This window comes from Methylobacterium sp. J-001 (genome assembly GCF_022829565.1).
Taxonomy (GTDB): Bacteria; Pseudomonadota; Alphaproteobacteria; order Rhizobiales; family Beijerinckiaceae; genus Methylobacterium.
On the sequence record NZ_JAKSYN010000200.1, the window covers coordinates 379,891 to 403,854 of the forward strand.

Annotated in this window: 21 protein-coding genes; 15 read left to right on the forward strand and 6 right to left on the reverse strand. The window is 68.4% G+C overall.

Features of this window, described 5'->3' with window-relative positions; genetic code table 11:
- Positions 1–141: 141 nt before the first annotated feature.
- From MKK65_RS26125 to MKK65_RS26145, 5 genes are read left to right on the forward strand one after another with little or no spacing between them, the layout of a single operon-like run.
- Positions 142–888, forward strand: a complete 747-nt coding sequence (locus tag MKK65_RS26125; RefSeq protein ID WP_243960954.1) for a Tn7 transposase TnsA N-terminal domain-containing protein — start codon at positions 142–144, stop codon at positions 886–888.
- Complete coding sequence (locus MKK65_RS31440; protein WP_243960955.1) at positions 885–2,774, forward strand: Mu transposase C-terminal domain-containing protein; 1,890 nt, start codon at positions 885–887, stop codon at positions 2,772–2,774. The genes MKK65_RS26125 and MKK65_RS31440 overlap by 4 nt, the downstream gene beginning before the upstream one ends.
- 51 nt (positions 2,775–2,825) lie before the next feature.
- Positions 2,826–3,041 (forward strand): hypothetical protein, encoded by a 216-nt coding sequence (locus MKK65_RS26135; RefSeq protein ID WP_243960956.1) that lies wholly within the window; start codon positions 2,826–2,828, stop codon positions 3,039–3,041.
- Between the two features lie 5 nt (positions 3,042–3,046).
- Positions 3,047–4,120, forward strand: a complete 1,074-nt coding sequence (locus tag MKK65_RS26140; protein WP_243960957.1) for an ATP-binding protein — start codon at positions 3,047–3,049, stop codon at positions 4,118–4,120.
- Complete coding sequence (locus MKK65_RS26145) at positions 4,117–5,964, forward strand: TniQ family protein (protein ID WP_243960958.1); 1,848 nt, start codon at positions 4,117–4,119, stop codon at positions 5,962–5,964. The genes MKK65_RS26140 and MKK65_RS26145 overlap by 4 nt, the downstream gene beginning before the upstream one ends.
- A gap of 378 nt (positions 5,965–6,342) precedes the next feature.
- On the opposite strand, the gene MKK65_RS26150 is transcribed toward MKK65_RS26145, so the two are convergent.
- Together MKK65_RS26150 and MKK65_RS26155 are read right to left on the reverse strand one after the other, a co-directional pair.
- On the reverse strand, positions 6,343–6,543 hold the full coding sequence (locus MKK65_RS26150; RefSeq protein ID WP_243960959.1) for a hypothetical protein: 201 nt from the start codon (positions 6,541–6,543) through the stop codon (positions 6,343–6,345).
- A 72-nt stretch (positions 6,544–6,615) separates the two neighbouring features.
- A complete protein-coding gene (locus MKK65_RS26155; protein ID WP_243960960.1) occupies positions 6,616–7,719 on the reverse strand; it encodes a helix-turn-helix transcriptional regulator in 1,104 nt (367 codons plus the stop codon).
- A gap of 632 nt (positions 7,720–8,351) precedes the next feature.
- On the opposite strand from MKK65_RS26155, the gene MKK65_RS26160 reads away from it, so the two are divergent.
- From MKK65_RS26160 to MKK65_RS26180, 5 genes are read left to right on the forward strand one after another with little or no spacing between them, the layout of a single operon-like run.
- On the forward strand, positions 8,352–9,347 hold the full coding sequence (locus MKK65_RS26160) for a polysaccharide biosynthesis/export family protein (protein ID WP_243960962.1): 996 nt from the start codon (positions 8,352–8,354) through the stop codon (positions 9,345–9,347).
- Positions 9,344–10,918, forward strand: coding sequence for a Wzz/FepE/Etk N-terminal domain-containing protein (locus tag MKK65_RS26165; protein ID WP_243960964.1), 1,575 nt, complete (start codon positions 9,344–9,346; stop codon positions 10,916–10,918). Before MKK65_RS26160 ends, MKK65_RS26165 begins: the two co-directional genes overlap by 4 nt.
- A complete protein-coding gene (locus tag MKK65_RS26170) occupies positions 10,915–11,553 on the forward strand; it encodes a CpsD/CapB family tyrosine-protein kinase (RefSeq protein ID WP_243960966.1) in 639 nt (212 codons plus the stop codon). The genes MKK65_RS26165 and MKK65_RS26170 overlap by 4 nt, the downstream gene beginning before the upstream one ends.
- Entirely contained in the window at positions 11,529–13,064 is a 1,536-nt protein-coding gene (locus MKK65_RS26175; protein ID WP_243960968.1) for an O-antigen ligase family protein, read from the forward strand. The genes MKK65_RS26170 and MKK65_RS26175 overlap by 25 nt, the downstream gene beginning before the upstream one ends.
- A complete protein-coding gene (locus MKK65_RS26180; RefSeq protein ID WP_243960970.1) occupies positions 13,061–13,993 on the forward strand; it encodes a glycosyltransferase family 2 protein in 933 nt (310 codons plus the stop codon). Before MKK65_RS26175 ends, MKK65_RS26180 begins: the two co-directional genes overlap by 4 nt.
- A 12-nt stretch (positions 13,994–14,005) precedes the next feature.
- Here MKK65_RS26180 and MKK65_RS26185 read toward each other — a convergent pair whose 3' ends face one another.
- On the reverse strand, positions 14,006–14,743 hold the full coding sequence (locus tag MKK65_RS26185) for a class I SAM-dependent methyltransferase (RefSeq protein ID WP_058191188.1): 738 nt from the start codon (positions 14,741–14,743) through the stop codon (positions 14,006–14,008).
- 24 nt (positions 14,744–14,767) lie between these two features.
- Between MKK65_RS26185 and MKK65_RS26190 the strand changes: the two genes are divergently transcribed.
- Positions 14,768–15,961 carry a DUF1972 domain-containing protein gene (locus MKK65_RS26190; protein WP_243960972.1) on the forward strand — a complete coding sequence of 398 codons (1,194 nt, stop codon included), beginning with the start codon at positions 14,768–14,770 and terminating at the stop codon, positions 15,959–15,961.
- Between the two features lie 28 nt (positions 15,962–15,989).
- On the opposite strand, the gene MKK65_RS26195 is transcribed toward MKK65_RS26190, so the two are convergent.
- Positions 15,990–16,607 carry a serine O-acetyltransferase gene (locus MKK65_RS26195; RefSeq protein ID WP_243960974.1) on the reverse strand — a complete coding sequence of 206 codons (618 nt, stop codon included), beginning with the start codon at positions 16,605–16,607 and terminating at the stop codon, positions 15,990–15,992.
- Positions 16,604–17,218, reverse strand: a complete 615-nt coding sequence (locus MKK65_RS26200; protein ID WP_243960976.1) for a serine acetyltransferase — start codon at positions 17,216–17,218, stop codon at positions 16,604–16,606. The genes MKK65_RS26195 and MKK65_RS26200 overlap by 4 nt, the downstream gene beginning before the upstream one ends.
- Before the next feature lie 227 nt (positions 17,219–17,445).
- On the opposite strand from MKK65_RS26200, the gene MKK65_RS26205 reads away from it, so the two are divergent.
- Genes MKK65_RS26205 through MKK65_RS26220 form a run of 4 tightly spaced genes read left to right on the forward strand, consistent with a single transcriptional unit; the run spans position 17,446 to position 22,266 of the window.
- The gene (locus MKK65_RS26205) at positions 17,446–18,828 is read left to right on the forward strand and encodes a lipopolysaccharide biosynthesis protein (protein WP_243960978.1); all 1,383 of its coding nucleotides are present in this window, start codon (positions 17,446–17,448) and stop codon (positions 18,826–18,828) included.
- Positions 18,825–19,766 carry a glycosyltransferase family 2 protein gene (locus MKK65_RS26210; RefSeq protein ID WP_243960980.1) on the forward strand — a complete coding sequence of 314 codons (942 nt, stop codon included), beginning with the start codon at positions 18,825–18,827 and terminating at the stop codon, positions 19,764–19,766. Before MKK65_RS26205 ends, MKK65_RS26210 begins: the two co-directional genes overlap by 4 nt.
- The gene (locus tag MKK65_RS26215; RefSeq protein ID WP_243960982.1) at positions 19,763–21,136 is read left to right on the forward strand and encodes a right-handed parallel beta-helix repeat-containing protein; all 1,374 of its coding nucleotides are present in this window, start codon (positions 19,763–19,765) and stop codon (positions 21,134–21,136) included. Before MKK65_RS26210 ends, MKK65_RS26215 begins: the two co-directional genes overlap by 4 nt.
- A gap of 2 nt (positions 21,137–21,138) precedes the next feature.
- On the forward strand, positions 21,139–22,266 hold the full coding sequence (locus MKK65_RS26220) for a glycosyltransferase family 4 protein (protein ID WP_243960984.1): 1,128 nt from the start codon (positions 21,139–21,141) through the stop codon (positions 22,264–22,266).
- Positions 22,267–22,479: 213 nt separating this feature from the next.
- Here MKK65_RS26220 and MKK65_RS26225 read toward each other — a convergent pair whose 3' ends face one another.
- On the reverse strand, positions 22,480–23,793 hold the full coding sequence (locus MKK65_RS26225; RefSeq protein ID WP_243960986.1) for an MFS transporter: 1,314 nt from the start codon (positions 23,791–23,793) through the stop codon (positions 22,480–22,482).
- Between the last annotated feature and the right edge of the window lie 171 nt (positions 23,794–23,964).

Genomic DNA, 23,964 nt, shown 5'->3' on the forward strand with positions numbered 1-23,964 from the left:
GTTTCCGCCGTCGACCGCGAGGTCGACGTCTGTTCCCCGCGAGCGCGGGTCACGGAGCGATCGTGCACGGCGGCTTGCGAAACGCAAGAGCCATAGGCTGCTCCGGCATGGCCCGACCTCGTTGAGCCGAGGTAAAACCCAGTGTCCACATCCAACGCAACCAACCGGGCGGATCGCTCCGCTCCGGCCGAGGGCGGCCGCGCCTTGCCGCCGCCCTTCACCCCGCCGGAAGGGTCCACCGCCGCCCGCCGGATCGTCGTGCCGGACAAGGGCTCGCTCCGCGGCGCCCTCGTCACGCGAAGCGAGCGGCCCAGGGTCATCACCTACGAGAGCAACGTCGAGCGCCGCGTGCTGCTCGTCCTGCTCGCGAGGCCGGACGTCGTCGAGTTGCGCGAGCAGGTAGAGCCGGTCTCCTACGCGGACGCGGACGGTATCCCGCGGAAGCATACTTTCGACTTCCTCGTCACGCGCAGCGACGGCACGAGGATCCTCGTCGCAGTGAAGCATTCCGGCTGGGTCCTGCGGCATCCCGAGTTCGAGCCCGAACTGGCGCTCATCGCGCGGAAGGTGCCCAAGCGAATGGCGGATCGCGTCGTGATGATGACCGACCGCGAGGCCTCGCGGGACCAGGTCCATGACGCGGCGCTGATCCATTCGGCCCGCGCGGATCGCCGCCCCGAGGACGACAGGGTCGTCAACGCCCTCGCCATCAGCCTGGTCGGCACCACCACCGTCGGAGCGCTCGTCGCTGCCAGCGGCCTCGAAGGACGTGGGTTCAGGGCCATCGTCCGACTGATCGCCAAGGGTGTCCTGCGGCGACCCCACGGCGGCCGCATCGCCTACGGCACCGAGGTTTCGTCCGTCACCCAGCAGGGAGCCCGGCAGTGAACTACCTTTCCGTCCCTTCCGTCCCGCCGCGCGTGCAGATGCTGCGGCTCGATCCCACCGACCGCATCCGGATCGGCGAGATCCACTACACCAACTCCGCCCGGTTCGACCGCGGCTACGTCCTCCGGAGGGTCGATGCCCCGGACCTGACCGAGGCGTTCACCCATCAGGAGCTCTGGCTTCTGAAGGGCCGCCGGGACTGGCGGCACGACCCGCTCTGGTTCGCCCCCGAGACCGCGCGGCTGCACCTGGAGACCGAGGCGCACGGCCTTGAAGACCTGAAGGGCAAGGAGAAGCCCGACACGATCTGGCGGTGGGAGTTCTGCTGTCGGATCAGGCGCCTGCACGAGGCTGGCGAGTGCGGGATGGAGGCTGAGCTGATGTTGCCGGCCATCGATGACGTCTTTCAGGAACTGAAGGTCCTGGATATCGCCCTGCACCCCAAGGGCGCGACGAAGAAGGCTAAGTCGGGGAGCAAGCGGGGGCGGAAGAACTACACCGGCAACAAGGTCGTCATGGTCGTGCGCGAGCGGCCGAGCCCCCGCTCGGTCCAGCGGTGGATCAACAAGCTGGAAACCCGTGGCTGGCGGCCCAGCAGCCTCCGCGACGGTCGCTACCGCAGCGGGAGCCGCGCCCGGCGCATCACCGGCGATGCGCTCCGGCTCCTCGTCGCCGCTGGCGACCGCTACGCCACGCCCGAGCGCCCCACGGTGCGAACCCTCCAACGCGAGCTCAAGGCCGCCATCGACGAGCACAACCTCACTCTGTCGGAAGTCGAGAAGATCGCCTGCCCGAGCGAAGAGGCCTTGCGCCGCTACATCTCCGGCCTGAGCAAGTTCCGGGTGTACGCCGGCCGGCACGGCATGGAGAAGGCGAAGCTCAAGTTCGCGGTCACTACGTCCGGCGTCGCGGCCACGCGCCCCTTCGAGCGCATCGAGATCGACAGCTGGCTGGTCGACGTCCAGAGCATTCTGACGTTGAAGGGCATCTGGGACGTTCTCGACGAAAACGTCCGTAAGAAGGTCGCTCGCCTGCACCTCTGTGCCGCCGTCGATGTGTGCACGAAGGTGATGGTCGGGGCGTGCCCCTCGGAAACCCCCACCACGGCTGCGGCGCTGAAGGTGCTGCGGATGGCCGTGACGAGCAAGCGCGCCTACGCCGAGGCCGCTGGCGCGACGCTGCCCTGGGACCAGCACGGCATGTTCGAGACGCTGCACGCCGACGGCGGCCCCCAGTTCAACAACGCGGAGTTCATCGGTGCGGTGGCCATGTTGGGGCAGAGCCCCAACTTCCCGTCCGGCGGCGTCCCCCTGCTCCGGGGCACCATCGAGTCCTTCTTCCGAACCATCGGGATGCAGCTTGTGGCCAAGCTGCCCGGCAAGACCTTCAGCAACGTCGTCGACCGCCGCGGTTACGAGGACGGGCGTGCCTGCATCGAGGCCGACGAGCTGGCGTCGCTGATCACACGCTGGATCGTCGACGCCTACCATGGCAGTCCCCACGACGGACTTGCCGGGGAGACCCCGCACGATGCCTGGAACCGTAACATCCGGCTCTACCACATCCAGGACGGACCGGACAGAAACCGGCTCCGGGCGACGTTCGGGATCCCGCTGAAGCGGAGGCTCGGTAACGGCGGCATCCTGCTCATGGGTCTGCGGTACTGGTGCGAGCCGCTCCGGCAGCACTTCCTGGACAGGGGCGACGCGGACATCGACGTCCGTCTCGACCCGGAGGACGTGTCCGAGGTCTCCGTCCTCATCAACGGCACCTGGCATGCGGCTTCCTGCACCCGCGAGGGGTTCGAGGATGTCACGATGGAGGCGTGGATCCAGGCCTCCCGCGACCTCGCCGCTCATCACCGCCGCGGCGCCGCCAGGACGTAAGCCGCAGTCAACGCCGCGATCCGGGCCGCCCGCATGGTCGCGGACCAGGCAATGGCCCGCATCGGCATCACGTCCCTGCCCCCGACCGTCGAGGACGTCGAACGAGCCGAGCGGGAGATCCTGCAAGGTTGGACCATGCCGGCCAGCCACTCTCAGCCGGAGCCCGGCGACCGCGCGGATCCCCTCGACGGCGGCATCGAGGTCACTGGCCCCGTGGACGTCCCGGACCCCATCGCCAAGCCGGGCAGCTTCGAGTTCGAGGAGTGAGGCCCATGACCAGGAAGATGATCAATCTCGGCCCCCTGAACCAGATGCGCGCGGCCCTGGGGGAGGATGCGCGCCGGCGGTCCGGGCTCATGGAGAGCGTGAGGCACGTCTACCTGCGAATGGACCGCGACAAGGCCGTGGAGGACTCCTTCGAGCTGATGATGGAGGATCTGGCCGAAAGCCGGCACCTGAGCACGGGGGAGTGTTCCGAGAAGCGCGCCGAGCGGCTGGAAGGCAACATCCTCGTGGTGCTCGGCGGCAGCGGGGCGGGCAAGACCACGGCGGTGAGGAAGCTCCTCTCCAGCCATAAGCTGTCCCCGAACTACGGCGGTCCCGACGCCCATATCGTCACGGTGCGGGTTCCCTGCCCGTGCAGCGTGGGCGAGCTCGGCAAGGCCGTCCTCAGTGCGACTGGCTGGGACCTGGAACGGAGGGCCACCGCGCCGGAGATCTGGACGATGGTGCGCAGCCGGATCCGCAGCCTCGGCATCCTCGTCCTGCACCTCGACGAGGTGCAGGACGCCCACGAGACGCTGAAGGCCGACGAGAAGGTCAAGCTGCGGCACCTGCTCCGCAGCCTGCTCGTCGACGAGGACTACCCCATTGGCCTGATCATGTCCGGCCAGGCGGAGTTCGAGACCTTCCTCAGGCCGGACAGGTCCTCGGTGCGGAGGGGTCGGTGGCACCTGTTCGGTCCCATCACCGTCGAGATGGACAAGGAGGCCATCGCCGCGGCGGTGGTCCACTTGGCGAAGACCGCGGCTCTGAAGGTCGCGCCCGACGCTGGGCCGGACCTGGTTCCCCGCCTCATCCATGCCGGCTGCTATCAGCTCGGCATCACCATCGAGGAGATCCACGATGCGATCCGGGCAGCCCTGAAGTCCGGCGCGACCATCCTGGAGCGCAAGCACTTCGCAGACGCCTTCGCCGCCCGGACCGGCAATTTCCTGCCGTGGAACCCCTACCTCGCGCAGGATTATCTCGCCGTCGATCCGACCCGCGTGCTCGCCCACGCACCGGCGCCCGTGGCCTCGACCGATCAGCGCAAGCAAAAGAAGAGCAAGGGGGACAAGTCGTGATCGAGGTCCCCCTCAGGCTGAACGTACCGTTCGGGCGCGGCGAGGCGACCCTCGCGTTCGTGTGTCGCCTTGCCGCCCGGAACGGCATCAAGCTCGCGAGGCTGTTCTGCCAGGATGTCGGCATCGGGTTCACCAGCCTGCGGAACGGCGAGCCGGACGCGATCGACCGGCTGGCGGAGGTGGCGGGCGTCTCCATCGCAGATCTCGACGCCGGCAACGTCGTCCGGCGGAGGGAGGGGCTCTTCCTCGGCGACAATCGCCTGACACTTACCTTTCTCCGCCGCCAGACCTTCCACGTGTGTCCGGCCTGCCTGCAGGACGACATCGCCGGGTCGATGTTCGAACCGGATGCGGCTGCTTACGGCAGGTTGATCTGGCAGGTCATCCCGTTCCGGACCTGCCCGGTCCACGGGATGGCGCTGGTGGATCTCGGATCTGGCGATTTCTCAACCGTGTACGACTTCACTGCGGTGATCCGCCCGAGCCTCCGACTGCTGGACGCGTTCTCCAAGGGCGCGACCCTTCGGCCGCAGTCCGAGTTGGAGCGCTACGTCGCGAACCGTCTCAGGGGCGATCCCGTGGCGGTGCCCTTCCTCGACGACATCGAGCTGCACGCCGCCGCGCGCTTCTGTGAGGTGCTCGGGGCCAGCGTCTTGTTCGGCCGGGGCCTCAGGATGCACCGCCTCACCGACGATGACTGGCACCTCGCCGGAGCGACGGGCATGGCCATCGCCTGCGCCGGACAGGACGGGGTGCGGCATGCCCTGCGCGAACTCAGGCGCATGACCCCCTACGGTTTCAGGGCGAGGGCCGCGCCCGAGACGCCGTTCATGAAGTTCCGCGCCTGGCTGAAGAAGGCGTCGGGAGACACGGCCTACAGCGGCCTCCACGCCTTCGTCGAAAGATTTCTCGCCGAGGGCGGCGACGCAGACGTCGAGTTCAAACGCGGCCGAGCCGCCGAAGGATCGTACGACCTCAAAGTCAGGCTGAAGGACACCGACATGGGACACGAGAAGTATCGTTTCCTCGCGACGGATGGCTCCCGGGCGGGAGCCATGATCATGCCGACGGGCAACGGTCAGACGGGGCTGACCGATAGGGCTGCCGAGCTTGCCGGGGCGGACATGCCCCTCGGGGCGGCGGCCAATCACCTCCGCTGCGACCTCGCCCTGTTCGGTTCGATGATGGCCCGCGGCATCGTCAGCCGCTCCAACCCCGGCAACGGGAGCCAGGCGCCGATGTTCGTCAGGGAGGAGCTCGACCGGCTGCTGGCGCGGATGAAGGCCGTTGCCACGCCGGTCCTCAAGCCCGCCGGCGACGAGGCGGGCATTCCATGGACGGCTGACACCACAGGGGTCGCCGAGATCGATATCTTCATGCTCGTGCTGGAAGGGGCGCTCGGCCACGTGGGCCAACTCGTGAACCGTCCGGGCGTTCGCGGGCTCCTCGTCCGACCCGAGGAGGTCCGGGCGCACCTCGAAGCGCGTGCTTACCCGGGGTTGCCCTGGGCCGAGGCCGCGGAGAAACTCCGCGTCAGCACGGAAGCCCTGACGGTCTTGGTCGGGTCTGGCTATCTCGAAACCGGAAGGGCCGAAGTCGCGCTGAGCGGTTACCGAGCGGCGATGATCTCGAAGAAATCCATCGTCGCCTTCAAGCACGCGTTCGTGGATTGGAAGGATCTGTGCATCGCCCGCGGTGTGCTTTCCAACGAAGGCCGATGCTATCCCGAGCTCCGGAATGCCAAGCCAGACATTTTCTCGACGGCGCCGAGGATGACTTTTTACCGGAGAACCGACGCGCCGCCACTGGTGCGAGAAAGACGTACGATCGCTTCAAGAACCTGACGCTCATTCACACTCGTCTATGCACAAACAAAAAGGCCCCGGTGATTCCGGGGCCTTTTTGTTTGTGCGTCGAACTAGGATCCGTGGCCGATTTTCGCCACCAATACACTGGCGCCATCGACAGGTATCCCATGTCTTTTGATCCTCAGCCTAGGATATCCAATGACTTAGAGTGATCGTGCTCGACAAATTTAGGGTCGTCCAGCAGCTTGGAGCGACGGTTCGCTTGGTGCCGTTCGGCCAATCCCGCTCGGCGAACGCGGATCCAAAACGGAAGAAGCCGGATCCCCCCTCAGGGATCCGGCTTCATGAGGCTGTGGGTCTCTCAACGTCACCGCCCCGTCGAGGCCGGTGCATGGGTCGAGCGAGAGGGCTGGATTAGCCCTGCTTGTCCTTCTTGTTCGCCCGGTGATGCCCGACCGCGCAGCCAGCGGCGGCGCCCATCTTGCCGTGACCGGCCATATGCCCGGCAATCCCACCAACGACCGCCCCCTTGAGACAGCCTTTCGCTTCGGCCGGCGCGCCGAGCACGAGAGTGCCGATCGCCAGCGCGGAAGCCAGTGCAATCCGATATGTCATTGCGGTTCTCCGAATGTGTTGTTGGCAACGACCGCGTGACCGAAGACGTTCCGCTTCCCACCCTCGGGCAGCCTACCGCGCCAGCCCGGTCACAAGCCGCAGCAGGTCCGATTGCCGGGTCGCGCCGGTCTTGGCGAAGATCGCCTTCAGCTGCGAGCGTGCCGTGGCAGCAGTGATCGAAAATTGGTTCGCCGCCTCGGCGAGGCTGAGACCGCCGGATACAGCCTGGGCCAAACGCGCCTCCGCAGGCGTCAACCGATAGGCGGTCTGAAGGATGGCGGCAGGCGGAACCGGCAGAGCGCCGGGGACGCTGGCGATCAGCAGCGTACGCCCGCCCGCGAACAATCCGCGGCTGGGGCCGACCAGCGGCACGACGTGGATCGCGATCGGAAGGGCATCGCGCCGCGGCACCACCACGGCGGAGATCGGCGATCGCCCGGACGGCCGCGACAGCGCCTCGAGCTGTCGCGCAGCCTCGCCCTCCTCGGCGATGAGACGTCCACCCGCCAGTTTCAGATCGCGACCGAGCAGAGTACTGAACGCCGTGTTCCAGCGGATGGCCCTCCCCTCGGAATCGAGGATCATGGCGGGACGCCCAAGGACGTCGAAAGCCTCCGTCAGCCCGGCCAGTCGCGCCTTCTCGACCACCGCGGTGAGGAGCCCGGCACGTCGGAGCAGCGGTGACAGGGTGGCGAGACGCGCCTGCTCATGGGGCTCGTACAGGCCCTGCGCCACGGTCCTCTGCAAGGCCAGGCACCAAAGCCGGCCCTTCACCTCGAAGCCGATGCCGGCGAACCAGCGCAGGCCGCTGGAGGCCAGCAGATCCTGATAGAACGGCAGCCGCTCAATCTCCTCGGGCGTCGTGAAATCCTGGTCGACGGCGATGCCCCGGGCCCGGATCATCGGCAGTCCGCGAAAGCGGTGATCCTCCCGATGCCAATGTTCTTCGAAATAGCGCCTCGAGGATTCGGCCAACGAGGCCGTTGTGATCGCGTCCAGACCCGTCCGGTCGGTGCGCAGGAGCAGCGCCCCCTCGCTCCCAGAAGCCTGTGCAACTCGCTCCATCAGGTCCGGCCAGCGCACCGGATCGACCACCGCCTCTTCCAGATCTTCCCGGAAGGTCATCTCCAGATCATCACGCAAGCGCGCAACGGGATCATGATTCAGGCCGGGCATGGGGCTCGACTCCGAGCCGGCAAAACCGGCCATCAGGATCGTTATACATTCATTTCGTCAAAATAACGCCCGAGGATCAATCGTATTTCGTCATTTTAACCCTCAATACCGAGCAATCAGCTCAACGGATGGCAATTTTGATAGGTCGATCCAGGTTGATGGATTGATTATTCCCGAGGGTGGCTCCTGGGTATCAGGTGGCTCAATGAACGTAAGCGCCGTCGATCCGGCAGATGGAACGGCGTCGGTTGAACCCAGAAGGGGTATCCGGCCCTGCCGCCGCCCGACCACAGCTCCGTACTCTGCCACGCGGCCAAGATCACAACTTCTGATAGATTCGAGACGGGGGAGCTTCAAGCCTCGTTAACCAAACCCGTCGATTGTATCGCTCAGCGCGGTTCGATCACGAGTTGTCATCGGACGGGCGCAGTCGAGCATGGTGCGGCTGAAGGTCGATGGCGTTTATCCTGTCTGCGGTCCTCAGCGCGGCGACCCGGCGCGTCTCCCGGGCATCCGGCCTCGCGGCTCATCCGCGAAGTCGTGCGGCCGCGCTGGCGGTCCTGACCTGCGCACCGCTGCTAAGCGGTTGTATGTCGGGCAAACTCACATCCGCCGGGCGAACCGGCCCGGACGTGACGCAGACCGGCTCGATTACCGAGGGTCTGCCGCCCGCCTTGGTCGCGGCTGCCCAGGAGGAGGTCGGGCGCACGATGCGCCTGGGACTGGCCAACTATCGGCTCAACGTCGGCGACAACCTCGAAGTCTCGTTCCTGATCGATTCCAGCGTGGTTCAGCCGACCTACCGTCTCAACCCCAGCGACGAGTTCGACGTCGATTTCCGCACCCACCCAGAATACAACCGTACGGTGATCGTACGGCCGGACGGCCGGATCTCGCTGCCGGGCAAGAACGGCATCAAGGTCGCCGGCCTGTCGCCGGAAGCCGCGGCCGCGCTGATCAAGAACAGCTACGACGACGTCCTCATCGACCCGGTCGTCACGATCATGCTGCGCAAATTCCGCACCGTGACCGATGATTTCCGTGAACTCACCCAGCGGGCCGATATGGGCCGCGTGAAGGTCCTGGCGATCGAGCCGGACGGCAAGATCAACCTGCCGATGGTGCCCGCGGTCCAGGCCGCCGGAAAGACCGTGACCGAACTCGCCGGCAGCCTCACCGCGGCCTACCACCGCCAGCTCGCCACGGTGAGCACGAGCGTGCGGCTCGCGAGCTTGGTGCCGGCCAACACCATGGTGTTCGGTGAAGTCCGGGCTCCTGGGCCCGTGACCCTTCAGGGCGCCCGCACCTTGGCGCAGGTCCTGGGCTCGGCCGGTGGCATCCTGCCGACCGCCGCGGGCGAGGCCGTGCGCATCATCCGGTTCGACGCCGAGGCAGCGGGCAGCGTCCGCATCGTCGATATCGGCCAGCCGGGGCTGGCGGACACGATCATCGTGCCGCCGAACGCCACGGTCTACGTGCCGCCATCACTGCTGGCCAAGACCGCCCGCGCCGTGGATCTGGTGGTTCGCCAGATCCTGCTCTTCAACGGTACCGGCTTCGGTGTGAATTACATTACCGGTCCGTCCGCCAACACCTCCACCAGCGCAACCGTGAGGTCCGGGACGTGACGAAGTCCGACCTGTCCCGGCCCGACCGGACCACGCCCGACGCGTTCGAGGATATCGCCTTCGATCTCCGCGACGCCCTGGCGGCCCTGTTCCGGCATATCCGGCCAGCCCTGCTGATCCTGGCCGCCGCGATCCTCGGCGCCGGCATCTACCTCCTGCTGACGCCGGCCGAATACACCGCCGACGCCAAGCTGATCATCCGCCTCGGCCGCGAGAAGTCGGCCGCCCCGATCCAGAGCGGCGCCAACCAGAACTACATGTTCTCCGAGCGCGCGCAGAACGTGAACAACGAGATCGAAATCCTGCGTGATCCGAGCATCGTGCGCGACGAGTTCGCGGCGCTGAAGGCGATCACCCCGGCGGGCGATCTCGGGCCGCCCCCCGAGGACTTTATGGATTGGCTGATCTACCAGGGCCGTGTCGCCATGCGCGGGGCCAAGGCGGTCAAGACCTGGATCGTGGACATCGCCCGCATCCCGTTCGAGGCGCTCGGCCTCCTGCGCCACCTGAGCCCTGACGAGAAGCTCTACGAGGCCTACCTAGCGTCCTTCAAGGTCGTGTTCGTCAAGGAGACGGACGTGATCCTGACCGGCTTCACTTGGACGGATCCGAACTTCGCCGCCCAGGCCCTGAATCGGCTGCTCGACGCCTACAAGCGCCGCCATGTCGAGGTCTATGCCGACGAGACCCCGGCGACCTTCTACCAGGGCAAGCTGGAGCGGGCGCGCGCCGACCTCGCCGCCATCGATGCACAGCTCGCGAAATCCCTGAAGGGCAACAACACCGCGAGCTTCGAGATCGAGCAGCAGAATGACCTCGGGACGCTGTCCGACCTCGCCCGCCAAAAATCGGCCGCGCAGATCGAGCGTGAAGGCGTCGAGGCCCGGCTCAAGCGCACCCGCGAGACCGGCCCCGATCGCTGGCAGCCGACGCCGCCCGATGCCGACCCGACGGTCGCGGCCTTCGACACGCGCTGGGCGGATCTCAGGACCAAGCGCGCTGAGATCGCCGTCCGGTTCCGGCCGACCGCGCCCGAATTCGTCAGCCTCGACCGGGACCTCGCGGCCCTGACCCGGCAGAAGTACCAAGCGCTGATCGCCGCCGACACGGCGCGGCTCTCGGTTCTGTCGGAGAAGATTCAAACCATCACGGGGATCGAAGCCAACCGCCGCAGAGCCGCCATCGGCCAGAGCGACGCCGCCCTGGCCTATGGCCGGCTGGCGCAGCAGAAGAGCCTGCTCAGCGACGAGATCACCGACACCCAGAAGCGGATCGACGCCCTGCGCACAGGCACCGGGCTTGACGCGCAGTCCGTGACCTCCTCCGCGTTGGTCGCGCGCGCCGTACCGCCGCGGCTGCCCTCCGGCCCGAACCGGCCCTTGATCCTCGGCCTGGCAGCCGGCCTCGGGCTGCTCGCCGCGCTGGCCTATGTCGCTCTCGCCGAGATACTCGCCCAGACCTACCGTAGCGCATCCGAGGTCGCCCGCTCGCTGCGCGTGCCGGTCCTAGCCGCCGTGCCGCTGCGCTCGGGCCCTGGGCGGCGCCCGCGTTTCGGCGGAACCGCCGCATGATCACCGCCAACGCCCCGCTGATCGACCCGGCCGTGCTGGAGCCGGCGCTCGTCCAGCTCAGCCGCCACGAGGCCCGGCTCCGCCGGGTCGGGATCACCGCCGTCCAGCCCGGCGAGGGTGTCAGTACCCTCGCCCGGGAACTCGCCGGCGCCTATGCCCGCCGCGGCCGCACCGCCGTACTGATTGAGGCGAACTGGTCACGGCCATCGCTCGCGGAGGCCTACGGGCTCGTCGGCCGCCCGGGCTTCGCCGACATCGTCGCCGGCGACGTAGCACCGAGCCTCGGGGTTCACCCGGTGGCGGACGGCCTCAGCGTCGTGCCGGCTGGCAACGACAGGGCGATTCAGCGGGCGACCCTGGACGACGGCCGGGTGGAGGACTTCCTGGCGCTGGTCGACGACCGCTTCGACCTCGCCATCCTGGACTGCGAGCCGATCACCGAGATCGGCGACGCTGCAGCGCTCTCGCCGTTCGTGGACGGATTCGTCGTGGTGATCGGCGCCGAGCGCACGCGCCGGGCCGTGGCGCAGCAGGCGCTCGCCGATCTCAAGGCAGCGGGCGGTGCGCCGCTCGGCATCGTCCTCAACGGGACCCGCCGGCCGATCCCGAAATGGCTGTACCGGTGGCTCGGATGAGCGGCGCCTCGCTGCGCGCGCTCCGCGCCTTGCCCATCGCCACCCTCGGCCTGGCCGCCGCGGCTGGCGCCGTGGCGCTGAGCGCTGCGCCTCTCAAATTCGCCGTGGTCGGGCTGGCGGCTGCCTTCGGCGGGGTCAGCGCCCTCATCGCCGGACAGCGCTACCGCCTGACGCCGCTCCTGCTGGTCGGCCTCGCGGTCGGGCTGACCGTGAAGCTCGACGTCAGTTTCTTTCAGCATTTCGAGGCGAATGGCCAATACCTGCCGAGCATCGGCGGCGGGGCTGGGCTGACGGTCAGCGTCGCGCTCCTCGTGGCTTTGACGCTGATCCTGTCGAAGGTGACCGGCATCGGCGAGCGCGTCCGGGGCCTGCGCCTCGATCGGCCCCTCGTCCTGACTCAGATCGGATTTCTGGCGGCCGGCCTGCTTTCCCTCAGCAACGCCACAGACACCGCCTACCTGTGGTTCGATGCCTGGCGGTTCCTGGGCCTGCTCTTGGTCTCGGTCGCGGTCTCGAACCTGTCGGGGGCCGACATCCGGACCCTGGCTCTGGCGATCTGTGCCCTGTGCCTTGTGCAGACCGCGGTGGCGGGCTTGCAATACGTCTCCGGCTCCGAACTCGGGCTCTCGGTGCTGGGCGAGGAGCAGATCGTCGAGGAAAACATCAACTTCTCTGCGCAACGCCGCGCCGGCGGTCTGAAGGTTCACCCCAATATCCTCGGCTATTACTACGAGTTCGTCTGGCCGCTGGCCCTGGCGCTCGCCCTCTCGCGGGGTCCGCGGCTCCTGCGCCTCATCGGAGCGGCCGGCGCCGGATCGGCCGTCGTCGGCGTGGTGCTGACCCTGTCACGTGCCTCGTGGCTGACCTATCCGCTCTCGGCCACCCTGGTCGTCCTGCTGGTCTACCGGGACCGGCTCTTCTCCCGGGCGAGCCTGATCGTGTTCGCCGTGCTGGTCGTGGTGGCCGGGATCGGAGCGATCTACGCCGGGCCGCTGGTCTGGGAACGCCTCACCGCGGACGATGGCGGCTCGGCGGCTCAGCGTGGGCCGCTCAATGCGGCCGCCCTGGCCCTATTCGAACAATTCCCGATCTTCGGCGTCGGCCTGAACAATTTCGGCAATCAGTTCGCCGTGCTTGATCAGACCGGCCTGTCCCGCCTCGCCGGCCTGTTCGACCGCTCGAACCACGTGGTGCACAACCTGCACATTCTGATCCTCACCGAGGTCGGGATCGTCGGTTATACGGCCTTCGCCTTGGTCTTTTTGGTCGGGATCTTCCGGGGCTTCCGGGCCGCGTGGCGCGCACCGATCGGGGATCCCCTGGCGGCCATCGCAGCGGCTTGCGCCGTCGGCCTGATCGCACACCTGTTGCACGGTTTGGTCGACCCGGGCTTCCGCCTGAATCTGGGTATCGCTGAGCTGCTCTATACCGGTCTCGGGCTGATCGCGGGCGTGCGGGCGGCGCAACGACGTGCAGCAGCCGACCGGCGCCGAGAGGGGTACCGACCATGAACGGGATCGGCCTGAGCGTCCTGATCGTCACTTACAATGCCGGTGCCGATATCGAGACCTGCCTGCAGCTCCTGGCGACCAGCCGGATCAATCGCCCCTACGAGGTGATCCTCGTCGACAACGCCTCGTCCGATGGGACGCCGGAGCGGATTGCCTACGGCTTCCCGTGGGTGAAGCTGATGGCGGAGCAGACCAACCATGGTTTCGCAGGCGGCAATGCCGTCGGCCTGAAAGCGGCGCAGTACGATACGATTTTGTTGCTCAATCCCGACGCGTTCCTGCGCGACCCGGAAGTGCTCGCCGCCGCCCTCGCCCATCTCGATGCGCATCCGGATGTCGGCGCCCTCGGCCCACGCCTGATCTTCCCGGACGGCCGCCATCAGGTCGGCGATGCCGGCTATGAGCCGCGCCCGCTCTCGACCCTGGTCCACGCCGCGGGGTTGTCGGGACGCTTCGGCCTACGCGGTCTCTACCTTGCGAGCCGCCAGGCCAGGGGACGCACGGCCGTGGACGTGGACTGGGTCTGCGGCGCGTTTCTCATGATGCGCCGTGCCGCGATCGAGACGATCGGCGGGCTCGAAAGCCCGATGTTTCTCTACGGCGAGGACGTGGATTGGGGCTGCCGCCTGCGTGATGCCGGATGGCGGGTCGCCTACCTGCCTACGATCGCGGTGATCCATCTCCAGGGCGGCTCGGCCGGCGTGCGCTCGGCCCGCTGGCTCGACGGGTTGGCTGAGATCTACCGCCTGCGCAATGCCGGCCGGTTCCTGTCCTCGCCGGCGTTCTTCTCGGGGCCGCTCCGGCTCGGCTTCACCCTGCGGGCGCTGGCCTACGGGTTCGCCGGCCGGCTGAAGCACCGGCCGGACCTGGCCCACAGAGCCGAGGACATGCGCAGGTTCTCCGCCCACCTGCGCAGTCTTCGAAGCTGATGGGCTTAATCCTCAAGGCCGCTTGCGGATGAAGACCATGTGATAGCCCTTCAACGGACCCGGCGTGAGCCGGAACAGCAGCTCCCAGAACTTGCCCAGGACGATGTTCTCGCCATGATAGAACGGCTGCCCGTCAAAACTGTAGGTGAAGTGCTCGAACCGATCAGTTGGGAAAAGCCGCTGCCGCGCCGCCTCCGTGTTCATCGTGTAGAGCGGCACGAACGAGTCGATCTCGACCCGCCGCGGCTCGACCCAGCGCAAGACCTGGGCGTGCAGCCGCTTCGGGATCAACCGCGCGCCGACCCCGACATAACCCCAGCGGTTGGGCGTCCAGGCGCAGAGCCAGCCCCCCGGGGCGAGGACCCGGCCGAGCTCGGCCGCGGTGACCTCGGGATGCTCGATATGTTCGAGGACCGAAAACGCCGAGATCAGGTCGAAGCTTCCGTCCGGGAACGGCAGGATCCCATCGTGGCCGATGAGCCGGACCTCGTCGGCGGACTTGTTCTCGAGAACCGCCTCATCCACGTCGCAGGCCATGACGTGAGCGCAGCGTCCGCGGAAGTCGCCGAGGTGCCGGCGCAGTGGAACCGGGTCATCGGTCCACTTGCCGCGTCCGGCCCCGAACTCCATCACCCGCATGTCCGGCCGGAGCAGCGCGTTGACGCGGACGATGTACTCCATCCGGTGGTCCTGCCGGGAATAACCCCCGGCGCCCATCTCCCGGAACAGGCGCTGTTCGACGGTGACCATCTGTTAGGCTCCTCTGGCGGCGCGATGCGCACGGTGGTGGTGAAGGGGGGCGAGCCGGACGGGCGTCCGGCCGTGGCGATCCTCGGCACCCGCGGGGTGCCGGCCGCGCATGGAGGCTTCGAGACCCTGGCCGAGCGTCTCGCGCTGGAGCTCGTCGAGCGCGGCTGGCGGGTCGAAGTCTATTGCCAGGTTACCAAGCCGACGCTGCCGAGCATCTGGCGCGGCATCGCGCTGATCCCGGTGACGGTCCGGGGCGACGGCGCCTTCGCGACCATCGTGTTCGACTTCAAATGCACGCTGCAGGCGGCATTCCGGCCGGCCCTGCCGCTGGTCCTGGGCTACAACACCGCTGCCTTCTCGATCCTGTACCGGCTCACAGGCAAGCGCAGCGTGATGAACATGGACGGGATCGAGTGGAAGCGCGACCGCTGGTCGAAGCCGGCCAAGGCGTGGTTCTGGCTGAACGAGCGCCTCGGCAGCCTGTTCTCCACGCATCTGGTCGCCGACCATCCGGAGATCGCCCGGCACCTGGCCCGCAACACCGCAGAAAAGCGGATCACCACCATCGCGTACGGCGCCGACCCAGTGCTGGAGGCGCCGACTGCCCCGCTGGCGGACTTTAAAGTGCGCCCCCGCGATTATGGGCTGCTGATCGCCCGAGTGGTGCCAGAGAACCTCGTGCTCCAGATCGTGCGCGCGTGGAGCGAGATCCGCCCCGGCCTGCCCCTGGTCGTGCTCGGCAAGCTGATGGAGTCCGATCCCTACCACCGTGCCGTGAAGGCCGCGGGCGGCCCCGAGGTAATTTTTGCCGGTGCGATCTACGAATCCGAGCGCGTCGCGGCCCTTCGGCTGCACGCCCGTTTCCACATCCACGGCCACACGGTCGGCGGAACGAACCCGTCCCTTGTGGAGGCTTTGGGTGCCGGCTCGCCGATCCTGGCCCACGACAATCCGTTCAACCGCTGGGTCGCGGGCGACGGAGCGGTGTATTTCGGCGACGAGACCGAGCTGCGCCGGGGCATCCTCAACCTCGTGCGCGCCGCACCGAGCCGGCTCGACGCCCTGTCGACGGCCTCCCGCGGCCGGCACGCCGACGCCTTCGGCTGGCAAGGCATTTTCGACGCCTACGAAGGCGTGCTCCGGCGCCAGCTCCCGTCCAGGCGTACCGCCCGCCCAGGCCCAGAAGCGATTCGCCGGCACGAGCACGGGCCGGCCTGAGCCGCGGTCGGACCGCTCGGGCACCCGGCTAGACTGCATCGCCGGCCCCCGAAGTCTCGGGGCGGCTGCGGATCTGCCGCTGGGCGATCATCGTCACGGTGCCGGCAGGCACGTCCCGCAGCGTGCAGACACCGATTCCGATCGTCGCCCCGGATCCGACCGTGACGGCGCCCTGGACGGCCGCGTGGGCGCCGACGACCACGCCATCGCCAAGGCACGGCGCATCGCCTGGGAACGGTGCACCAGCAGAGACCCAATCCCGCGGACCGACCAGCGTCCCGGGCAGCAGTACGAGATCAGTCCCCGCGCGGCCGCAAAACACGACCCGTGCCGGGTGGGGCACGAACAGGCCAGGGCCGATCGGCGAGCCGGGATGCAGGCTCGCGCCAGTCAGCCGCAACGACAGGTTCGAGACGAACGCTGCGCTGCGCCGCCAGCCGCGTCCGTGCAGCAGATGGGCTGTCCGATGGAAGATCGAGACCTGCATGGCCGGCAGCGTCAGGTGCATCAGGCGGCGCAGCCGGGAGGTTGGCTTGCCGCCCGTGGTCTGGCGCAGGACGCGGGCGAAATCGGCGGAGAGCAGGCGGAGCAGCGCCGTATCACCGGTCGGCCCGCGTGGATCGGGGCTGATGACGCCGCCGGTCATGCCGCGGCTCCGCGGCCCGGCAGGGCGCGCCAGGGCTGAGGCATCACGGTCTCGTCCGGCTCGACGTCCTTGAGGATGGTTGTGCGGAGGCCGAGGCGGGCTCGATCACCGATCCGCACGGCGCCGAGCACGATCGCACCGGCTTCGAGCACCACGCCGTCCCCCAACGCCGGCAGGCCGGGGCCACCGCCGATATCTTGATCGGGCTCCTTGAGCAGCCCGCCAATCGAGGCCTGGACGCCGAAGGCTGCATCGCGTCCGACAGCGCCCGCTATGACGGCGCCGAAGGGGTACGGCAGAAAGAGCCCTCCGGCGATCCGGCTCGATGGGGGGATGTCGGAGCCGGTCCACCAGCCGTTGACGAGCCACAGCAGCCACGCCGCCATTCGCCAGCCACGCTCGTGGCTGTAACGCGATAGCCGATAGAGCCAGACCGCGTGATAGCCCCGGTGCAGACGCGCCGAGCCGTGGCCACGGCGATGCCAGTGGGCGCGGTCGGCTGCCAGCGCCGCGCGCATCTGCGCCCACCCCAGCCGTCGTCCCCCGGCGGTTTCCGTTGCGCCCGGAAGGTGGATCCCCCTGGCGGCGGCAGTCTCGGCTTGCTCGGACATACGCAGTCCTCCGCTTTCCTGAAGCGCGACGTCTGTGCAACCATAAATTGAAGATGCGGTTGCAAGCCATACGCACCCTGCCACGATGCAATCGTAGGTCGCGGTTTTCAGTAAGGCTTCACCGAGAGATGTACCGCTTGGTAAACCGATTGCGTGGATATCGCCGCCCAGGCGGCATGCGGTACGGCGCGAATCTGCTCGGACAGGCTGCCGGGCGCGGTGTTTATTTGGCCGCTGGCTTCGCCACCTTCGTGATGGTCGGCCATGACGTGGGCCCGGCGGCCCTCGGCCGCTACGGCCTCGCCCTGGCCGTGCTCGCGGTGGCGCTCATCGCCGCCGATTTCGGCACGACGCTGACTTTCGGAGCGCGCCTGGGGGCTGGCGCGCCGGAGATGCGGGCTGCGGAATTCGGCCGCATGATCGCGGCCCGGCTCCTCCTCGGCGGTACCACCGGCTTGCTGCTGCTCTGCACCCTGCCGTTCCTACCCGAGGAAATCCGACCCGCGCTGGCACTCGCAGCCTTGCTCATGCCGCTCGCGGCCGCGCGTTTCCTCGATTCCGTGTTTCAGGTCTGCGGGCGACCTGGCTGGTCGGTCTGGCCGTCGCTGGCCAATGCCACGACCCTGGTCGGCGGCACCGCGCTCGCGCTCTGGTTACAGCTTCCCGAGGCAGCCTTGAGCGTTGTCGCGGTGTCAGCGGGGGTCGTCTACGGCGCGATTGGTCTGGTTCTGGCCGCCCGGCTCCTACCCCTGCGTCCTGCCTCCCTGGCGCATGGTTGGGCGACGATACGGGCGGCAGCCGGAGTCGGGGTCTCGAACGCCTTGGGCTCGCTGAACGGCCGCATCAGCCTGATTATGCTGGCAGCCCTGGCAGGCGCCACCGAGCTTGGCCATTTTACCGCCGGCTTCAGATTCTTCGAGCTCGGCGCCGCGGTGGCGATCACCCTGTGCGCACCGCTCGTGCCGGTGTTCGGCCGGGCGGTCGGCTCCCTCGAAACAGGCCAGCCGCGATCCGGCACCACTCGGCTATGCGCCAGCGTACGCCCGGCGCTGACCTCGGTCCTGGCGGCCTCAGGTGCTGGAACCGTGGCGGCCTGTGCGGTCGCTGATCCCCTGGTGCGCTTGATCTTCGGCCCGGATTTCGCCGTAGCCGCACCGGTCCTGCGGATCGCCGCGGCCATGAGCGCCCTGCTGATCACCGCAACCGTGCTATTCGCGGGGCTTGTTCCGCTCGGCCGGACCGGCTTCGCGGTACGTGGAAGTGCGGCCGCCTGCGCCACGAACCTTGCGGCCTGCGCGGTGCTGATCCCCCTGGATCCTCTGCTCGGCGCGGCTTGGGCCGCCCTTCTGGCCGAGGTCGCGATGCTGGCGGTTGTCGCCCAGGCCTTCTGGCGGGAGGCGGGGCCACCTCTGACCGTCGCGGACATGCCGATTGTGCTCGGCCCCGGCCTCGTCACCGCCCTGGTCTGGGCCGCCGGTTCGGCAGCGCTCGCGCCCTTCACGGTGCCGACCGCAGCCGGTCTTTCCGCCGCGGTGGCCGCATGGCTGTGCCTGCGCCGCCGCTCCCCCGCCGATTCCCTTCCCCTCTCGATCCCGGAAGCTTCGTCATGAGCGACGTCCCCATGCTCTCGGTCATCATCCCGACCTACAACCGCGCCGACACACTGCGCCTTTGCCTGCGGGCCTTCGATCGGCAGACGACCGAGGTGCCGTTCGAGATCGTCGTCTGCGACGACGGCTCGGCCGATTCCACCGGCACGGTGATCAGCCGTGCGGTCACCACGGGCCGCGTCCCGGTCGTGCATCTGCGCCAGGAGAACAAAGGGGCCAACGCCGCCCGCAACCACGCCATCGGGGCGGCACGGGGCGAGCGGCTGCTGATCGTCAACGACGACACCATCCCGTCCCCTGGCCTCGTTGCGGCGCATCTCGCCGCCCATGCACGGCGGGGCGGGCGCGAGACCGCGATCCTCGGACGCATGACCATCGACCCGGCGCTGCCGTTCTCGCCGTTCTCGGCCCTACACCACGACGCCTCCTACGACGCACTCGAAGGCCGCGTGGAGGTCGGCTGGGACGCCTTTTTGACCTGCAACGTCAGCGTCGACCGGCGCCTGCTGGAGGAGGCCGGCGGCTTCGACCCGCGGCTGACCTGGCACGAGGATATCGAGCTCGGCGAGCGGCTGGCCCGGCGCGGCATGCACCTGTTCTACGCCCCGGAGGCGTTGGCCTATCACCACCACCTCCTCGATGAGGCAGCCTATCTACGCATCGCCGAGCGCGAGGGCGCGGCCCTGGTGCTGTGGTACCGCAAGCGCCCGGACCTCGCAGCCGACCTGACCCGGCTCGGGCTCGTTGGCCCGCCGCCGCTGGCCGCCTCCCCACGCCACCGCGTCGCCGACCTGGCGATGCCGACGGCCCTGCTGCCCGGCTGGCAGATGGCGGCGCGGGCCCTGACGCGGGTCAGTCCGGAAGCCGGCCGCACGATCTGGCGGCGGCTGTTCCAGCGCCAGAAGCGCCTCGCCATCGCCCGGGCGCTGGCGGCATGATGCGGTACGCCCGACACGTCCTCGCAGTCCTGCTCCTGCCGGCGCTTGCCGCCTGCGGCCCAGCCGATGCGCAGTCGCAGCAGAACATCCTGGTCGATCCCGCAGGCGGCGCGATGGACGGTTTTCGCACGGTAGCGCGTCTCGCCGACGTGCCGTTCGCGAGCCTCGGCCCCGGATCGAGCGTGCTGATCCGCGGCGGCAGCTACGACAGCGTCGCCCTGATCGGATCCCGCGGCAGCGCCGAGGCGCCGGTCACCGTGGCGGCGGTGGCCGGGACCAAGCCCGTCCTGTCGAACTCGGTGGTGTTCGAGAATGCCGCCTACGTCACGGTCACCGGCCTGACCGTGCAGGGCGCGGTCAATTCCGGCTTCATCATCCGCCGGGGCTCGCACCACGTGACCGTCTCGGGCTCGACCGTGTCGAAATCCGGCCTCGGCATCTGGATCGGGGACGGCGCTGGGGCCGGCCACCGCATCACCGGCAACACGCTCGCCGACAACAAGACCCACGGCGTCGCCGTCGACGTGATCAACGTGCCGCCCGAGGACCCGAGCTACATCCTGACCAACACCGTGACCGGCAACGGCATCCACGGGATGGAGATCAACGGCTCCGGCTACGTGGTCGAGGGCAACCGGGTCTCGGGCAACGGCGTCGAGATGTCAGGAACCTCCGGCATCCACGTCTACGCCAAGGACGCCGCCCAGGACTCCGGCGACCGCAACACCATCCGGTACAACATCGTCACCGGCCAGAAGGAAACCACCGGCCAGGACGGCAACGGCATCCAGATCGACCAATGGTGCGACGGCAACACCGTCGCGTTCAACGTCGCCACCGACAATGACGGCGCCGGCATCAACCTGTTCGATGCCGGGTCCAACACGGTGGTCAACAACACCGTCACCGGCAACATGCGCGATTCCGGCGGTCGCCACGTCTACCGCGGCGAGATCGTGCTGGCCTCCGACTACACCAAGAAGGTCGATCGCACCGCGGGCAACCGGGTGCTCAACAACATCGCCTTCGCCACGAGGCCCGGCATCGCGGCCATCGCGGTCGAGGCGACCACCGCCGACAACGGCAACGCGATCGGGCCGAACTTCATCGGCAGCAGCGTCGGCGCCCCTCTCTATCGCTGGGCCGCCACGGCCACCAGCGACGGAGCGAGCCTGCCGCTGAACAGCCAGGGCCCCGATCTCGCCGGCACCCCCGCCTTCCGCGACCGCGCGGCTCCGTTCGCGGACGGCCTCGCACTGACCAAGCCCCCCGCCCGCGCCGGCATCCCGCTCGGCGCGACCCGCGACCTCGCCGGCCGCGCCTACGCGCCCGGCGAGGCCCCGACCTTCGGCGCGTACAGGAGCCCGTAACCATGCTTCGCATCGGCATCGACGCGCACGTGCTCACCGGCAAGCCGCAGGGCAGCCGCACTTGGCTCGTAAACATCATCGGGCGCGCCGCGGCCCGCCATCCGGACGCGACCTACGTGGTTTATTCCGGCGACCCGGAGGCCTGCGCTCGGATCGTCTCGGGGCCCAATATCGAGCACCAGCGGCTGCCGCGGGTGCCGGCGAGCGTCCGCCTGCTCGCGATCTGGCCCTGGCTGGTGTTCCGCGACCGGCTCGACACCCTGCTCACCACCTACATCGCCCCGCCGCTGGTGCCGGGGAACCGGCAGGTGGTGGTGGTCCACGACATCCTGTTCGAAACCCACCCCGAGTTCTTTTCCTGGCGGATGCGCTGGCGGAACCGCGTCCTCACCCGGCTCTCGGCCCGGCGCGCCAAGCTGGTCCTGACCATCTCCGACTACAGCCGCGACTCCATCGCCAAGGTCTACGGCATCGAGCGCGAGCGGATCGCCGAAGTGCGCTGCGGTTCGACCCCGCCCAGGGCCTCGGCCGAGCGGAGCCCGCTCGCGGATGGCCGCCCCTACCTGCTGATGGTCGGCCGCCTGGAGCCGCGCAAGAATCTTGGTCTCGTACTCGACGCCTTCGCGCGCCTGCCCGCGGGTGCAGCCCGGCTGATCGTGGTCGGCAAGGGCGACGGCGAGCGGCCCCAGACCCTCGACCGCCTGACCCGGACCCCGGATGCGGTGCATATCGCCGGCATCGACGATAACGGCCTGTCCGATCTCTACGGCCGGGCCGCCGCCCTGGTCTTCCCGAGCCGCGGCGAGGGCTGGGGCATCCCGGTGCTCGACAGCCTCGCGCGGGGTACACCGGTAATCGCGTCGAGCCTGACCGCGATCCCCGAAGCGGGCGGCAATGCGGCAAGCTATTTCGATCCCGACGCCCCGGACCGGGTCGAGCGGCTGGCCGAGCTGATGCGCGCGGCGATCGACGGGCGCCTGCCCTTCGACGCGGGCGCCGCGAAAGCGCACGCCGCCCGCCACGATTGGGACGGCCCGGCCGCCACCTTCGTCGACCTGATGCGCCGCAACTTCCCGGCCCGAATTCCGGCGCGCGACCTTCACGCGCCGGTGCCACATCTGCGCGGCTGAGTTGCGCCTACTCGGCTACGATGTGGCACATCGGTTTGTGGACGGCGGAACGCGCTCCCCCCCCTGTGGGGAGGAGTTGGAGGTGGGGGTGGCTCAGAAGGCACCGTCAGGCTCGATCCTGCACCACCCCCACCCCTATAACCCCTCCCCACAAGGGGGAGGGAAAAAGCGTGGCGCTGCACGTGCTTGCTGCTGAATGCGAATCCGCTCAGCTTACTCGGCGGGGGTGAGGCCCGCGGCGAAGGGCTCGGTGGGCGCCTCCGCGGCGATCGGGTCCTGGATCAGCACCCAGTATCCGAGCGCCGCCGCCACGGCGATCCCCGCACCGGTGATGAACGCCATTGAAAAGTGACCCGTGCCGCCGACGATGAAGCCGGTCACCATCGGAGCCAGGGCACCGCCGATATAGCCGCCGAAATTCTGCATGGCCCCGAGCGAGGCGGTGGCGTTGGCCGGCGCCGCCACGGAGGCCATCGCCCAGGCGGCCGACGAGCTGACATAAACCAGGAAAAGCGACGCCGAGATGCACGCCATGGCGAGCGTATCGCTCGGCGTCAGCGCGGCCACCACCGTGCAGGCTGCGGTCGCCAGCAGGCCCAGCACCATCGGGATCTTGCGACTGCGGATCGGATCGATCCCGCGCCGGACCAGGATGTCGACGATCCGGCCGCCTAGAACCCCGCCGAGCACCCCGAACGCGAACGGGATCGCCCCGATGATCCCGGTCTTCTGCAGGGTGAAGTGCCGCTCGATCTCGAGGTAGCTCGGCAGCCAGGCGGTGTAGAGCCAGGTCATGTAGATGCAGCCGAAATACCCCATGATCATGCCCCAGCTGGTCCGGTAGCGGAACAGCCGCTTCCACGCATTCCAAGTGACGCGTCGGTCGGTGTTGGGCGCGTCACCCTCCTCCAGAAAGGCGCGCTCGGCCGGGGTGAGGGTCACCTCGGGCGGGTTGCGGAACACCAGGTAGACGATTCCGGCAAGCACAAGCCCGACTGCGCCCATGATGATGAACATCGCCCGCCAGCCGAAACTGACCATCAGGAAGGTCAGCAGCGGCAAGGCCAGGAAGGTGCCGAGCGAGGAGGCGCAGTTCCAGATGCCCGTGGCGGTGCCGCGCTCGCGGATGTTGAACCAGTCGCGCGAGACCCTGGCGCAGGTCGGGAAATGCGGCGCCTCGCCGAGGCCGAGCACGATGCGCGCGCCCACGAATTGCCAGAACGAGGTCACGGCACCGCCGAGCATCTGGCCGAGTGACCAGCAGCTCAGTCCGATAGTCAGCGTCAGGCGCGGTCCCAGCCTATCGGCTAGGGCACCGGCCGGAAGCTGCGCGAAGGCGTAGGCCCACAGGAACGCCGATAGCAGCAGACCCATATCGGGGATGGACAGGCCGAGATCCTGACGGATCAGTGGGTTGGCCACTGCCAGGGTGGCGCGATCGACGTAATTGACCACCCCGGCCGTCACCAGCAGGGTGAGTGAGATCGTCTGGATGCGCTTCACGCGCGGCGTTGCAGCCGTGGCCATTGCGTCCTCCCATTTTAGCTGGCGCGCACTCTTCATGGTGCTGCGGGTCCAACCATGCGTCTCGCGACTCACGGGGTCCGGGCATTATTCTGCATCGAATGCCGCCGAGGGGAAGCTGCTGGCTGACAGACCGCCCCCTCGCGTCGCGGCGCCGGGCGTCGTAGACCGCTC

Excerpts from the sequence above, each read along its gene's own strand:
- MKK65_RS26135 (WP_243960956.1), top strand. The coding sequence starts at position 2,826 with ATGGCCCGCATCGGCATCACGTCCCTGCCCCCGACCGTCGAGGACGTC.
- MKK65_RS26140 (WP_243960957.1), top strand. The coding sequence starts at position 3,047 with ATGACCAGGAAGATGATCAATCTCGGCCCCCTGAACCAGATGCGCGCG.
- MKK65_RS26150 (WP_243960959.1), bottom strand. The coding sequence starts at position 6,543 with ATGACATATCGGATTGCACTGGCTTCCGCGCTGGCGATCGGCACTCTC.
- MKK65_RS26155 (WP_243960960.1), bottom strand. The coding sequence starts at position 7,719 with ATGCCCGGCCTGAATCATGATCCCGTTGCGCGCTTGCGTGATGATCTG.
- MKK65_RS26170 (WP_243960966.1), top strand. The coding sequence starts at position 10,915 with ATGATCACCGCCAACGCCCCGCTGATCGACCCGGCCGTGCTGGAGCCG.
- MKK65_RS26175 (WP_243960968.1), top strand. The coding sequence starts at position 11,529 with ATGGCTGTACCGGTGGCTCGGATGAGCGGCGCCTCGCTGCGCGCGCTC.
- MKK65_RS26180 (WP_243960970.1), top strand. The coding sequence starts at position 13,061 with ATGAACGGGATCGGCCTGAGCGTCCTGATCGTCACTTACAATGCCGGT.
- MKK65_RS26185 (WP_058191188.1), bottom strand. The coding sequence starts at position 14,743 with ATGGTCACCGTCGAACAGCGCCTGTTCCGGGAGATGGGCGCCGGGGGT.
- MKK65_RS26190 (WP_243960972.1), top strand. The coding sequence starts at position 14,768 with ATGCGCACGGTGGTGGTGAAGGGGGGCGAGCCGGACGGGCGTCCGGCC.
- MKK65_RS26195 (WP_243960974.1), bottom strand. The coding sequence starts at position 16,607 with ATGACCGGCGGCGTCATCAGCCCCGATCCACGCGGGCCGACCGGTGAT.
- MKK65_RS26200 (WP_243960976.1), bottom strand. The coding sequence starts at position 17,218 with ATGTCCGAGCAAGCCGAGACTGCCGCCGCCAGGGGGATCCACCTTCCG.
- MKK65_RS26210 (WP_243960980.1), top strand. The coding sequence starts at position 18,825 with ATGAGCGACGTCCCCATGCTCTCGGTCATCATCCCGACCTACAACCGC.
- MKK65_RS26215 (WP_243960982.1), top strand. The coding sequence starts at position 19,763 with ATGATGCGGTACGCCCGACACGTCCTCGCAGTCCTGCTCCTGCCGGCG.
- MKK65_RS26220 (WP_243960984.1), top strand. The coding sequence starts at position 21,139 with ATGCTTCGCATCGGCATCGACGCGCACGTGCTCACCGGCAAGCCGCAG.
- MKK65_RS26225 (WP_243960986.1), bottom strand. The coding sequence starts at position 23,793 with ATGGCCACGGCTGCAACGCCGCGCGTGAAGCGCATCCAGACGATCTCA.